Here is a 13,079-nt window from a genome sequence, read left to right as displayed (position 1 = left end):
GGTGCAGACAAGTACGAAGGAGACGCATGTCCTCATACAACAAGGCAGACCAGCAGGACGCCGACGAAGCCAGCGGGCTGGGCCTCGCCGGATCGCGCGTCGACTATGTCTATGGTCGCGTCAAGGAAGACATCTTCGACTTCCGCCTGCTGCCCGGTGACCGCTTCACCGAAAGCCAGATCGCCGAGCGCCTCAAGGTGAGCCGCACACCGGTGCGTGAAGCGCTCTATCGCCTTGAACGCGAGGGTTACCTCTTCGTGCACTTCCGCAATGGCTGGAGCGTGCGCCCCTTCGACTTCGCGATGTTCGAAAACCTCTACGAGCTGCGCATGGTTCTGGAGACTGCTGCCGTGCGCAAGATCTGCGACACCTCTGATCTCAGCCGCGTCGAGACCCTGCAGAACACCTGGCTGGTGCCGGCCGAGGAGCGCGAGACAGATTCACTGCGCGCCTCCGAGCTCGACGAATCTTTCCACACCACGATCGTCGACGCCGCCGACAATCCCGAAATCGCCCGCGTGCACAACGACGTGATCGAGCGCATCCGCATCATCCGCCGCCTCGACTTCACGCAGGAATATCGCGTCGAACGCACCTACGAAGAGCACGGCAAGATCCTGCAGGCGCTCATGCGCCGTCGCGCCGACCAGGCCGTGATGCTGCTCAAGAGTCACATCGAAGAGAGCCGGGCCGAGGTGCGCAAGATCACCATTCACAGATTGCAGGCGGCGCGGCAGAGCTGAGTCCTGGACACACTTGGCGCTTGTTGCAAGCATCTGGTGCGCGAAAAGTGCGTCAAACCTCCGCGCTATACTGGCGTCCCGCCCGCAGGCGGTATGACGAATGGGGGAACCATGCATGACAAGAATTGCGCCGCCATGCGGCACTGTGCAATCAGTGCGCTACTGGCCCTGACGCTGGTTGGCTGCATCAAGAAGCCTGAATTGAAGCCCTTCACACCCGCAGAGTGCGCATTGACTGCGCAGATGCCCGGTGTGCCTGCACGCCGCACGCTCGATACCGCCGGACCCCTTGGTCAGTTCAAGGCTGTGGTCTATGAGAGCAGGTTTGACGACGTAACCTATACGCTGATGTGCGCACAGCTCACGGATGACCAGGTCAAGGCATTGCGGAGAACCAACCAGCGCGCGATGCACGAGAAAACGGTCGCTGACGTTGTTGCCAGAATGCGGGGTACGGTACTGGCGACCGGTACGCCGGAAAGCAACGGCAGAGTGAGGGAGTACGGTTACTCCGCGCTTATTGCGGACGGAGGAGATCGTCAGCGGACATCCGTCAGCTTCTTCGTTCACGGCAGCGTCTACGCGCAACTCATTGCGACCTATCCCAACCCCGCTTCTTACAATCAGGAGCATTTTGCGAATCTCTTCACCGAGTTGATGACGCTGAATTGAGGAGGCTGCGGGCTTGCCAGCGCGGGCGTCTCACCGGAGTGAAGATTGGCGCATCGACCGCGGTTGGTTTGCGTCGCGTTTTTCGCGAATTGGCGGAAGCGAATCTCCTCTCGCGGTACCTGAACTGCCTCAATACCCGATGGTTGAATCCTGCACATCCGGCCAGTTGTCCGCTCCGACGAGCTGCATTACTTTTGTCTTGCCATCTCGCTTAGCGGGGGCGCGTCGAGGGACGCAGAATGCAGGCGGAGGATGTAAAGCATGTGGGTAAAGCTCAGGTGTACTGTTTGCGCAGATGTAGTGAGTCTGGACTACGACGAATACATTGATCTGCAGAAAACCCAGCACCAACTCGGGTGTAACGATGAATGCTCTGGTGAGATGCGCCTCTATGGCCCCATCCTCACAAGGAGACGCACGGCACAGATGTTTCCGGACTACCTCAAGCAGAGGGACCGGAAATCGCTGACGCGTGCGGCCAAGGGCAAGAAGCGAACCTGGTCGGAGGCCAACGAGTCTGATGACGAGGGGACTGACGATGACGATGGTTTGGGCGAGGCCACGCCCGATGCCAATAAAAAGCAAAAGTACTTGGATGATGATGATGATGATGAGTACCTGCTGCCAGCCACATTCAATCGCGAGGGGCGCTTGACCATCGATTCGATGGAGGTTCTGGCCAGCAGCAGCAACCCGCTTGCGGGGTTGAAAGCCAAGTCACCAGGTCGGATGACCGTTACCAATGCGATACCGGGCGAGCGGAGCAAGTCTACGAATACCGCGATGGGCGGCATTGCGGCCTGGCGGCATGCGCGCAGTGCCAAGGCGCCAAACTCCAAGCGCTACTGTTTGGGGTCGAAGAACTACTACGAGTGGTGTCACCTTCATGCGGATTCGCTTGGCGGCAGTTGTGTCGAGCTCAATCTCGTTGCTGCGCACTACGCCGTCAATACTTACATGATGATCATCGAAGCGGAATTGAAGGGAAAGTCGGGCCTGGAAACCGAGGTGACAGCATTTTGTTCGCAGGACGATATTGCGGACTGGATCGAGTACAAGGTATTTGCCAAGGGCAAGTCGGCTCCCCTCCTCGTGGAGTTGATTGATGGGCGCATCACGAACTTCAGCCGCAGCGACATGAGCGCTCTGCAGGGGCGTCTCAAGAAGGCGGGGATTCGCTAAGCCGGTGACGCTTGGCGAAGGCATCCTGCGGGGACCGCATGACGTGGCATCGCGTCCTGGTTTAAAGACAGCGCACGCATGTTGATGATCGGCAGAGTTTGCTGCCCCAGGATGCCCTGTGTGCCCCCGACGGGGCACCATTGACGTGCCGCAGCTCGATGAATCACTTTTCACCGCGTTGCCAAGTAATTGATTTTTCTGGACCTGCTTTGTCGAAGCGGCCGTGGCATGTGCTTTGCTAGTCTTGCATACAAGACGGTGCACAAATATTTGGGCGCCCGGTATTGACACTCAGACAGGGGAAGAACACATGGCTCGTCAAGGTTTTGATCGTCGCAATTTCCTGAAAATCGCTGCGGCTTCGGGTGCGCTGGCTGCGCTGTCGGATGTCGCGCTCGCACAGGGCAAGTCCATCGTGGTTGGTTTCATCTACGTCGGGCCGCGCGATGACTTCGGTTACAACCAGGCGCAGGCGCAGTCGGCTGCAATCGTCAAGAAGATGCCCGGCGTGAAAGTGCTGGAGCAGGAGAAGGTTGCCGAGACCGCCGATGTGCAGAAGGTGATGGAGTCGATGATCGAGCAGGACGGCGCTTCGCTGATTTTCGCGACCTCGTTCGGTTACTTCGATCCGCACGTGCTGAAGGTGGCAGCCAAGTACCCCAAGGTGTTCTTCGCCCACTGCGGCGGCATGTGGACCGAAGGCAAGCACCCCAAGAACGTGGGCAGCTTCTTCGGTTACATCGACGAATGCCAGTACCTCAATGGCGTGGTGGCCGCGCACGTGTCGAAGAGCAAGAAGCTTGGCTTCGTGGCCGCCAAGCCCATCCCGCAGGTGCTGCGCAATATCAACGCCTTCACGCTGGGCGCGCAGTCGGTTGACCCGGCATTCACAACGCGCGTGATCTTCACGGGTGACTGGTCGCAACCGGTCAAGGAGGCCGAGGCCACCAACAGCCTGATCGACCAGGGCGTGGATGTGCTGACCTGCCACGTCGATGCGCCCAAGGTGGTGGTCGAGACGGCCGAGAAGCGCGGCGCCTTCACCTGTGGCTATCACGCCAGTCAGGCGCCGCTCGCTCCGAAGGGTTATCTGACCGGCGCGGAATGGGACTGGACGACGCCGCACAAGTTGCTTGTCGAAGCGGTGAAGGCGGGCAAGCAGCCCTCGAACTTCCTGCGCGGCGGTTTGAAGGAGGGCTTCGTCAAGACTTCGCCTTACGGCAAGCCTGTTCCCGCCAAGGCGAAGACGCTTGCTGATGGCATCAAGGCCAAGATGACCAAGGGTGAGTTCGTGATCTTCAAGGGGCCGATCAAGGACAACAAGGGTGCCGTGGTGATTGAGGCCGGCAAGTCGCTGACGCAGCAGGATCCGGTGCTGGAGGGGATGAACTACCTCGTGGAAGGCGTCATCGGCAGCATTTGATCCATGAGCCTACTGCGCGAACCGATCGCTGCGTTGGGCGGTGCTCGCAATCCTCATTGCCCTCAGGCAACTCCGGTTGCTGCGCTCCGTCCGCCTTGCGCTCGGCCCGCTCGCTACGGCTCATGAACCAAATGAGGCATTTGACCTTACACCGCGGTTCCCTTGGTGGGAGATCGGAGAAAGTCCCCTCCCGTCTCGTCATTCCCGCGAAAGCGGGAATCCAGCGTCGTTCGAGCAGTCACTGGATTCCCGCTTTCGCGGGAATGACGGACGAAGAAGTTGTGCCTGATAGCCGTCGATTCCCTAAATGCACGCATCCATAGAACGCCTTCTCGTCCCCATCGGTGCGGTTGTCATCGCGCTGATGGTCTTCGCAGTCTTCGTGTCGATGGCGGGCTATCCGCCGCTCGAAGTATTCCAGCTCATCTACAAGGGCGGCTTCGGTAGCGGCTTCTCATGGAACAACACGCTGCAGCGCGCGGCGCCGCTGATTCTCACCGGGCTGGCCGTGGCGCTGCCGGCGCGTGCGGGGCTGGTGATCATCGGCGGCGAGGGCGCTTTGGTGCTGGGCGGGCTTGCCGCCGCCATCTTCGGCAACTACGTCCTGCAGACCCCCACGCTGCTCTCGCAGATCCTCATGCTGCTCGCCGGCGCCATGGTGGGCGCGGGGTGGATCGCACTGTGCGGCTGGATGCGCCACGCGCGGGGCATCAACGAGACCATCTCCAGCCTGCTGATGGCCTACATCGGCATCGCGCTGCTCAATCACTTTGTCGAGGGGCCACTGAAAGACCCGGCCAGCCTCAACAAGCCTTCCACCATGCCCATCCCCACCGCCAGCATGCTGGGGCTGACGCCGGGATTCGATGTGCATATCGGACTGCTCATCGGTGTCGTCGTGGCGGTCGTGGCCTGGCTGGTGCTGCGCTTCACCACGCTGGGCTTTGCGCTCAAGGTGGTGGGGGGCAACCCGCGCGCGGCGCAACTGGCCGGGCTGCGCGTCGGCGTCTGGCTCATCGCCGCCTGCGCGGCGGGGGGCGCCTGTGCGGGCCTGGCGGGTGCGATTGAAGTGGCCGCGGTGCATGGGTCGGCGAATGCCTCACTGATCTCGGGCTATGGCTACGCCGGCATCCTGATTGCCTTCATGGCACGGCAGAACCCGCTGGCCGTGGTGCCGGTGGCCATGCTCATCGGGGGTATCGGTGCCGCGGGCGGCATGCTGCAGCGGCGTCTGGACATGCCGGACGCGACGGTGATGGTGCTGCAGGGCATGGCCTTCATCGCCATCCTCGCCAGCGAGACGCTGATGGGTAGCCCGTGGCGCAAGATTGCAGCGCGTTTGTGGGGCATCGAGATTCCGCCGGAAAAGGGTAAGTCATGAACGAAGCCGCGCAATCACTGGGTTGGTGGGGCGTGCCGCTGGCGGTGCTGGCAGGCGCCATCCGGGTTTCCACACCATTCATGCTGGTGAGTCTGGGGGAGTGCATCACCGAGAAATCGGGCCGCATCAATCTGGGCCTGGAGGGAATTCTGGTGTTGGGGGCGATGGCTGCCTACGGCACCTCGCTTGCTACCGGCTCGCCGTGGATTGGTCTTTGGGCTGCAGCCTTTGCAGGGGCCTGCCTTGGCCTGCTGCATGCCATCCTGTGCAGCCTCAAGCGCGTCAATGACATTGCCATCGGCATCGCGCTGATGCTGTTCGGCACCGGGCTGGCGTTCTTCCTCGGCAAGCCGTACATCCAGCCCAAGGCGCCGACCTTGCCGTCGATACCGCTCGGGTTCTGGAGCGATTCACCTCAGATACGTGCGGCGCTGGAGATCAATCCGCTGTTCCCGGCCGGCATCCTGCTGGCCATCTTCCTGCACTGGGCCTTCAAGAACACCGGTTGGGGCATGCGCCTGCGCATCGTTGGCGATTCGGCTGACGCGGCGCGCGCGCTGGGCTACCGCATCCTGCCAGTGCGCTTCGTGGCCACCATGCTCGGTGGCGTGCTCGCCGGTCTCGGGGGAGCCTTCCTGTCGCTCTACTACCCCGGCAGCTGGAACGAATCGCTGTCTAGCGGGCAGGGCATGATTGCCATCGCGCTGGTCATCTTCGCGCGCTGGCAGCCGATGCGCTGCGTGTGGGCCGCGCTGCTGTTTGGCGGTGCGGGCGCGCTGGGGCCAGCGCTGCAAGGGGCGGGCGTGACAAGCGGGTATCACCTCTTCAACGCCGCGCCGTATGTGCTGACCCTGCTGATCCTCATTGTGAGCTGTTCGCCAAAGCGTGCCCTGCAAGGCGCACCGGGTGAGCTGTCGCTGACGCGGAGCTAGAAGCATGAGTGGACTGGGTGGTCTCAACAAATCGCCGAATGGTGTCGTGGTCGGGCTGGTGCAGATCCAGAACCCCTGGGTGGTGACGCCTGCCGATGTGGCGAAGCAGACGGCGCGCATCGTCGAACTGGTGGGCAAGGCGCGCCGCAACAACCCGGCGATGGATCTGGTGGTGTTCCCGGAGTACAGCCTGCACGGCCTGTCGATGGACATCAACCCGGAGATCATGTGCACGCTGGACGGGCCCGAGGTTGCGGCTTTCAAGGCCGCCTGCGTCGAGCACCAAATCTGGGGCTGCTTCTCGATCATGGAGCTCAACCCCGGCGGCAATCCCTACAACAGCGGCATCATCATCGACGATACCGGCGAGATCCGCCTGTACTACCGCAAGCTGCACCCCTGGATTCCGGTCGAGCCCTGGGAGCCGGGCAATATCGGCATTCCCGTCTGTGATGGCCCCAAGGGCGCGAAGCTGGGCCTGATCATCTGCCACGACGGCATGTTCCCCGAGATGGCGCGCGAAGCCGCCTACAAGGGCGCGGAGATCATCATCCGCACGGCGGGCTACACCGCACCCATTCGGCATACCTGGAAGATCACCAACCAGACCAACGCCTTCCACAACCTCGCGCAGACGGCCAGTGTGTGCCTGTGCGGCAGCGATGGCTCGTTCGACTCGATGGGCGAGGGCATGTTCTGCAACTTCGACGGCACGGTGATGGTGGAAGGCAGCCACCGGCCAGACGAGATCATCACCTGCGAGCTGCGGCCCGACCTGGTGCGGGAGGCGCGCATCCACTGGGGCGTGGAGAACAACATCTACCAGCTTGGCCATCGTGGCTACGTGGCGGTGAAGGGCGGCGCACAGGATTGCCCCTACACCTTCATGCATGACATGGTGGCGGGCAAGTACCGCCTGCCCTGGGAGGACGAGGTGGTGCACAAGGATGGCAGCGCCTGCGGCTTTGCGCCGCCGGAGCGACGTTACAAAGGACCCGAAGCATGACCACGCTGAAGTCGACGCCCTATGCCTGGCCCTTCGACGGCGCACTGCGCCCCGACAACACGGCACTGATCATCATCGACATGCAGACCGACTTCTGCGGCGTCGGTGGCTACGTAGACCGCATGGGTTACGATATCTCGCTGACGCGCGCCCCCATAGCCCCGATCAGCCGACTGCTCGCCACCATGCGCGCCAAGGGCTACACCATCATTCACACACGCGAGGGGCATAAGCCCGATCTTTCCGATCTTCCTGCCAACAAGCTGTGGCGTTCGCGGCAGATCGGCGAAGGTGGCGTCGGCATTGGCGACCCCGGCCCCTGCGGGCGCATCCTCGTGCGCGGCGAGCCGGGTTGGGAAATCATCCCCGAACTTGCGCCACTGCCGGGCGAAATCATCATCGACAAGCCGGGCAAGGGCAGCTTCTGCGCGACCGACCTTGAGCTGACGCTGCGTGTGCAAGGCATCCGCAACATCATCCTCACCGGCATCACGACCGATGTCTGTGTGCACACCACCATGCGCGAGGCGAATGATCGCGGCTTCGAATGCCTGCTGGTCGAAGACGGCTGCGCAGCGACCGATGCAGGCAATCACGCAGCGGCCATCAAGATGGTGCACATGCAGGGCGGGGTGTTTGGTGCGACAGCGATGAGTGAAGCGGTGCTGGAGGCGCTGGGATGAACATGGACACGCGTTGCTGTTCCCTCTCCTTGAGGAGAGGGTGGCCTGACAAGGCCGGGAGAGGTGGAATGGTGGAAGCGTGCGTGCTGCGTGACATTTCCCCTCACCCGCCCCTGACGGGGCACCCTCTCCCTGGGGAGAGGGAACGGCAACGTGCAGGGGGATTGCAACCATGATCCCGGTCGAGGCAGTGACACCACAAACCGGCGCCATGGCGCTGGAAGTCATGGGCATGGGCAAGCGCTTTGGCGCACTTGCGGCCCTTGACGACGTGTCGTGCAGCATTCCTGCCGGCAGTTTTCACGCCTTGCTGGGTGAGAACGGCGCGGGCAAGAGCACGCTCGTCAAATGTCTGGTCGGCTTCTACAAGCAGGATGCCGGCAGCATTCTGATCGATGGCCGCGAGACCGACATCCCCAGCCCGGTGACGGCGTCCCAGCTGGGCATCGGCATGGTGTACCAGCACTTCACCCTGGTGCCGTCGATGACGGTAGCCGAGAACCTGGTGGCGGCACGCGGCAAGTTGCCGTTTGCCATCAACTGGGCGCGCGAGATTGCGCAGCTCGAAGCCTTCATGCAGAGCGTGCCGTTCAAGATCGCGCTCGACAAACCAGCCAGCGCGCTGGCGGCGGGCGAGAAGCAGAAAGTCGAGATCATCAAGCAGCTCTATCTCAAGCGTCGCTTCCTGATTCTTGATGAGCCGACCTCGGTACTCACGCCGGACGAAGCCGATGAGGTGCTGGGCCTGGTCAAGGATCTGACGCGATCGCAACAGCTCACCGCGCTGATCATCACGCACAAGTTCCGCGAGGTGACGGCTTATGCCGATGCGGTGACGGTGTTGCGGCGTGGCCGGCTGATCGGCGGTGGCAGCGTGGCGGAGCTTTCCATCGAGCAGATGGCCGAGATGATGGTGGGCAACAAGGTGGAGACCTCGCGCAAGCGTGCCGAGCGCGAGCCGACGCCGGATGCACCGCCGCGTCTGCGCATCGAGGGATTGCTGGCGTTGGGCGACAACGGGCTGCCGGCGGTGAAGCAGCTGAGCCTTGCGATCCGCCCCGGCGAAATCCTCGGCATCGCGGGGGTGTCGGGCAACGGGCAGCGCGAGTTGGCCGAAGTGCTCAACGGGCAGCGCGACAGCGAGGCCGGACGCATTCTCGTGGGCGACAAACCCTTCGGCGGCTCACGGGCCGAGCGCGCTGCCTGCAAACTCTACAGCCTGCCGGAAGAGCCGCTTAAGAATGCGTGCGTGGCACCCCTGTCGGTCGCAGAGAACATGGCGCTGCGCAATTACGACCAGGCGCCGATTTCGCGCGGGGGCCTGTTGAGTGGCAGCGCGCTGCGCGAGCAGGCCAGGCGCTTTGTCGAGACCTTCCGCGTCAAGACGCAAGGCGTCGATGCGCCGATATCGTCGCTGTCTGGCGGCAACGTGCAGCGTGCGGTGCTGGCGCGCGAGCTGTCGTACCCGGTCGAGGTGCTGATCGTCGCCAACCCGGTGTTCGGGCTGGACTTCGGCGCGGTTGCCGAGACCCACGCCCGTATCATGGCGGCGCGTGCCAGCGGGGCGGCGATCCTGCTGATCTCGGAAGACCTCGACGAGCTGCTGGAGCTGGCAGACCGCATCGCTGTCATCAGCGAAGGGGAGCTCGTCTACGAGGTCGACGCCGCCGAGGCCGACGTGCGGACGCTGGGGCAGTACATGGGCGGCGGGCATCACGCCGAGGCGGCCTGAACGGCTTGCGCAGACCTTGATCGTCGGCTGCTTTTACAGCAGTCAGCCCCACATGACATCGGCTTTCTGCCAAACTTCTGTCTGGTAACGATTTTGTGACTTTTGGCACATTCTCTGCTCCGGAGTCGCAAACGCGCCCGACGCGACACAACAACACGCAGCACAGGAGATCGTCATGCAGTTCAAGCCCCGGCAACTCGCCGCAGTCCTCGGTTTCGCCCTCTCCCTGGGTCTTGCCGCCTCACCCGCCAGCGCCAGCTACGTAGTGGATACCGGCACGCCGACACAGAGCGGCATGTGGATGTTCAACGCCAATCAGTACTTTGCGGGCGAGTTCGATCTGACCAGCAGCGCCGTGCTCAACAGCATCGAAGGCTTCTTCAGCACCGATTCGGGCAGCGTGGCGATCAGCATTCACGCCGATGGCGGCAGCCTGCCGGGCAGCATCCTCTACACGGCCAATCTGACGACAGGCACGGGCAGCGAAGCCTGGCGTGGCTTGTCCGGCCTCGACTGGGCGCTGACAGCGGGGGAGTACTGGGTGTCGTTCAAGCCGACCTTCACCTCGTCCTACGCCAGTTTCGGCAGCGGTGTGTCGTCGCCGATGTCGCAATACGCGCAGGGCAGCGGCAGCTATGTCTGGGCTGATGAGGGGCCGCACTTCTTCGACTTCCTGAATGCTGGCGTGCGCATCGATGCGACCGTTGCGGCTGTGCCCGAAGCGTCCACCGCCCTGATGTATGGCGCAGGGCTGCTGGTGCTGGGCGGTCTTGCACGCCGCCGTGCATTGCGCAGCTGATCAAAGCTGAGGCGCGACGCCGCAGGGGCCCTGTCGTGCTCCTGACAAACCAAAGTAAAAACCCGGCCGAGGCCGGGTTTTTACTTGCTGCCTGCCTGATCACAATGCGTGATCAGTGTGCGATCAGAACGAGGTCACGTCGGTCGTGCTGACGTCGCAGACTGCACCGTTCCAGGTTTGACCCAGGCTCTTCGATGAGCCGTTGTGGTCGGTCACGCCGGTGTATTCCACGCAGATCTTCGGCGAGCTCTGGTTCGGATTGCTGCTGGTCGGCTTCGGTGCGGTGTAGCCCTGGACCTTGAGGTTGCGGATGGTGATCTTGTCGCCATAGTTGCGGTTGCCGCCAGCGACGGTGTCACCGACCTTGCCGTAGATGGTGACGTTGCTGATCTTCGCGGTGCGCGGGCCGCCGTTGTTGGTGCAGTCACCGCAGGAGCGCCAGAGCTTGCCGATGTTGGTGGCCGAGAAGTTCTCGACGATGGTGGTGCTGTTCTTCGAGTTGTGCTGGAAGACCTTGTCCTTGGCTTCGTATGCAGCGCCGCCGCTGACGGTCATGGTGCCGCCTTCGGAGAGGTTGGAGGCTGCGTCTTCGCAGACGTCTTCCCACACCACGTTTTCGAGACGGCAGTTGCCGCCCACGCAGTGGATGCCGTCACCCGCCTTGCCAGCTGCGAGGCGCACGTTCTTGATGGTGGCGTTGTTCAGCGTGAAGACGGGAGCCTGGCCTTCGCCGTCACCCGAGCAAGCCGTGCCGATGGTCTTGCCGCCGCAATCGACCGTGACGTTGGTGAGTGTTGCGCCACCGACGCACTGGTTGCTGGTGGTCGTCGAGGACGACGAGCTGGCGACTGACGAGGATGCCACGGACGAAGCAACGCTGCTCGCCACGGATGAGGACGACTTGCTGCTGGAGCTGGAAGCAACGGACGAAGCGACGCTGCTGGCGCTGCTGGTCGTGGTGTTGCTGTACGAACACCATGCCGAGGAAGGATAGGTGTTGCTGGGGTAGTTGGCGCTGGAGCAGACGAAGCTGCCGGTCTTGACGGCGTAGACGAAGGCATCGTTCTTGCCGAGTGCGGTGGAGCGGGTACCGGTCATGGTGCAGGTGGCGCCAGTGTTCTGGACGCACTTGGTGTAACCGGAGGGATAGTCGGCGGCGTGGGCAGACACGCCGAGGCCAAGCAGGGCGACGACGCCCAGTGCGCGGGAAAGCTTCATTGTCTTGTCTCCAGAGAGTGTTATTGCTTCCCGCTCATTGGTGGGCGGCAGGAAGTGCGCGCAGTTTGCTGACTCAGTAAAAATGCGCAATCCGCAACGCACAACAGCAAAATCGGCATTTCCCGCTGTTTATTCCTCTGGAATAGGCGGAGATCGGTCACACGCGGCGTTTACGTGTCGAGAGATTTTTTGTTGCGCGGCAGCAAAAACAATTCCGGCCGATGCACGAATGCATCGGCCGGTGTCATCGCGTCACCTGGCGGCAGTTGCGTATCAGCCCGCGAGGTGCTCGAACAAGGCTGTCGAGAGGTAGCGTTCGCCGAAGGAGGGGATGACCACCACGGTGGTCTTGCCGGCGTTCTCGGGCCGGCGCGCGACATCCAGCGCGGCCCAGATGGCGGCGCCGGAAGAGATGCCGACCAGCAGGCCTTCTTCGGTCGCAGCGCGGCGGGCGAGGTCGAAGGCGTTGGCGTTGGTGACGCGCACCACTTCGTCGTAGATCTCCGTATTGAGAATGGCCGGCACGAAGCCTGCGCCTATGCCCTGGATGGGGTGCGGGCCGCGCTGCCCGCCAGAGAGCACGGGGCTCGCGTCGGGTTCGACGGCGACGATCTTCACGCCGGGCTTCTTCGCCTTGAGCACTTCGCCCACGCCGGTGATGGTGCCGCCCGTGCCGATGCCCGAGACGAAGATGTCGACGCTGCCATCGGTGTCGCGCCAGATTTCCTCGGCCGTCGTGTTGCGGTGAATGGCCGGGTTGGCCGGGTTGTCGAACTGCTGCGGGATGAAATAGCGGCTGTCGGCAGCTGCGAGCTCCTGTGCTTTCCTGATCGCGCCGGGCATGCCTTCAGGGCCAGGGGTGAGGATCAATTCGGCGCCGTAGGCCTTCAGCAACAGGCGGCGTTCCTTGCTCATGGTCTCCGGCATCACGAAGGCACACTTGTAGCCGCGCGCTGCGCACACCATGGCGAGGCCGATGCCGGTGTTGCCCGAGGTGGGTTCGAGGATGATGGTGTCCGCCTTGATGAGGCCGGCCTTCTCGGCCGCTTCGATCATTGCGTTGGCGATGCGGTCTTTCACGCTGTGGGCCGGGTTGAAGAACTCCAGCTTGGCGAGCACCGTGCCGTCGATGCCGGCAGCAATGCGGTTGAGTTTGACGAGCGGCGTGTTGCCGATCAGCTCGGTGACGTTGGCAGCGATTTTCATGTGAGGCTTTCTCCAGTGCGGAGTGAGCATTCTATGCCCCCGTCGGACACTGGAGGGATGACGCAGGGCAATGAAAAAGGGGCCCGCAGGCCCCTTCTCTTT

12 protein-coding genes are annotated in these 13,079 nt (G+C 62.7%); 10 read left to right on the top strand and 2 right to left on the bottom strand.

What is annotated here, in order from left to right:
* Positions 1-26: 26 nt before the first annotated feature.
* From ABEA02_RS14290 to ABEA02_RS14245, 10 genes are all read left to right on the top strand, one after another.
* Positions 27-743, top strand: a complete 717-nt coding sequence (locus ABEA02_RS14290) for a GntR family transcriptional regulator (protein ID WP_345533769.1) — start codon at positions 27-29, stop codon at positions 741-743.
* A gap of 36 nt (positions 744-779) precedes the next feature.
* Positions 780-1,415, top strand: coding sequence for a hypothetical protein (locus ABEA02_RS14285; RefSeq protein ID WP_345533768.1), 636 nt, complete (start codon positions 780-782; stop codon positions 1,413-1,415).
* A gap of 300 nt (positions 1,416-1,715) precedes the next feature.
* Positions 1,716-2,597 (top strand): hypothetical protein, encoded by an 882-nt coding sequence (locus tag ABEA02_RS14280; protein WP_345533767.1) that lies wholly within the window; start codon positions 1,716-1,718, stop codon positions 2,595-2,597.
* Between the two features lie 310 nt (positions 2,598-2,907).
* Entirely contained in the window at positions 2,908-4,020 is a 1,113-nt protein-coding gene (locus ABEA02_RS14275; RefSeq protein WP_345533766.1) for a BMP family ABC transporter substrate-binding protein, read from the top strand.
* 307 nt (positions 4,021-4,327) lie between these two features.
* Positions 4,328-5,401: an ABC transporter permease gene (locus ABEA02_RS14270; protein ID WP_345533765.1), complete on the top strand. Its 1,074-nt coding sequence runs from the start codon at positions 4,328-4,330 to the stop codon at positions 5,399-5,401.
* Entirely contained in the window at positions 5,398-6,333 is a 936-nt protein-coding gene (locus ABEA02_RS14265; RefSeq protein WP_345533764.1) for an ABC transporter permease, read from the top strand. The genes ABEA02_RS14270 and ABEA02_RS14265 overlap by 4 nt, the downstream gene beginning before the upstream one ends.
* A gap of 4 nt (positions 6,334-6,337) precedes the next feature.
* The gene (locus ABEA02_RS14260) at positions 6,338-7,339 is read left to right on the top strand and encodes a formamidase (RefSeq protein ID WP_345533763.1); all 1,002 of its coding nucleotides are present in this window, start codon (positions 6,338-6,340) and stop codon (positions 7,337-7,339) included.
* Entirely contained in the window at positions 7,336-8,022 is a 687-nt protein-coding gene (gene biuH / locus ABEA02_RS14255) for a biuret amidohydrolase (protein WP_345533762.1), read from the top strand. The genes ABEA02_RS14260 and biuH overlap by 4 nt, the downstream gene beginning before the upstream one ends.
* 172 nt (positions 8,023-8,194) lie before the next feature.
* Positions 8,195-9,754, top strand: coding sequence for an ABC transporter ATP-binding protein (locus ABEA02_RS14250; RefSeq protein WP_345533761.1), 1,560 nt, complete (start codon positions 8,195-8,197; stop codon positions 9,752-9,754).
* Between the two features lie 175 nt (positions 9,755-9,929).
* A complete protein-coding gene (locus tag ABEA02_RS14245) occupies positions 9,930-10,553 on the top strand; it encodes a hypothetical protein (protein WP_345533760.1) in 624 nt (207 codons plus the stop codon).
* A 123-nt stretch (positions 10,554-10,676) separates the two neighbouring features.
* Here ABEA02_RS14245 and ABEA02_RS14240 read toward each other — a convergent pair whose 3' ends face one another.
* Together ABEA02_RS14240 and cysK are read right to left on the bottom strand one after the other, a co-directional pair.
* Positions 10,677-11,771: a pectate lyase gene (locus ABEA02_RS14240; RefSeq protein ID WP_345533759.1), complete on the bottom strand. Its 1,095-nt coding sequence runs from the start codon at positions 11,769-11,771 to the stop codon at positions 10,677-10,679.
* 273 nt (positions 11,772-12,044) lie between these two features.
* Positions 12,045-12,977, bottom strand: coding sequence for a cysteine synthase A (gene cysK / locus ABEA02_RS14235; protein ID WP_345533758.1), 933 nt, complete (start codon positions 12,975-12,977; stop codon positions 12,045-12,047).
* Positions 12,978-13,079 lie beyond the last annotated feature (102 nt).

It is taken from the genome of Viridibacterium curvum, from assembly GCF_039544165.1.
Lineage (GTDB): Bacteria > Pseudomonadota > Gammaproteobacteria > Burkholderiales > Rhodocyclaceae > Viridibacterium > Viridibacterium curvum.
The sequence above is the reverse complement of the archived record's forward strand: the minus strand, read 5'-3'. Positions and strand labels throughout refer to the sequence as shown.

What these genes read in the sequence shown, in the direction of transcription:
- ABEA02_RS14260 (WP_345533763.1), top strand. Translation starts at nt 6,338, where the DNA reads ATGAGTGGACTGGGTGGTCTCAACAAATCGCCGAATGGTGTCGTGGTC.
- ABEA02_RS14245 (WP_345533760.1), top strand. Translation starts at nt 9,930, where the DNA reads ATGCAGTTCAAGCCCCGGCAACTCGCCGCAGTCCTCGGTTTCGCCCTC.
- ABEA02_RS14265 (WP_345533764.1), top strand. Translation starts at nt 5,398, where the DNA reads ATGAACGAAGCCGCGCAATCACTGGGTTGGTGGGGCGTGCCGCTGGCG.
- cysK (WP_345533758.1), bottom strand. Translation starts at nt 12,977, where the DNA reads ATGAAAATCGCTGCCAACGTCACCGAGCTGATCGGCAACACGCCGCTC.
- ABEA02_RS14270 (WP_345533765.1), top strand. Translation starts at nt 4,328, where the DNA reads ATGCACGCATCCATAGAACGCCTTCTCGTCCCCATCGGTGCGGTTGTC.
- ABEA02_RS14290 (WP_345533769.1), top strand. Translation starts at nt 27, where the DNA reads ATGTCCTCATACAACAAGGCAGACCAGCAGGACGCCGACGAAGCCAGC.
- ABEA02_RS14250 (WP_345533761.1), top strand. Translation starts at nt 8,195, where the DNA reads ATGATCCCGGTCGAGGCAGTGACACCACAAACCGGCGCCATGGCGCTG.
- ABEA02_RS14240 (WP_345533759.1), bottom strand. Translation starts at nt 11,771, where the DNA reads ATGAAGCTTTCCCGCGCACTGGGCGTCGTCGCCCTGCTTGGCCTCGGC.
- ABEA02_RS14275 (WP_345533766.1), top strand. Translation starts at nt 2,908, where the DNA reads ATGGCTCGTCAAGGTTTTGATCGTCGCAATTTCCTGAAAATCGCTGCG.
- biuH (WP_345533762.1), top strand. Translation starts at nt 7,336, where the DNA reads ATGACCACGCTGAAGTCGACGCCCTATGCCTGGCCCTTCGACGGCGCA.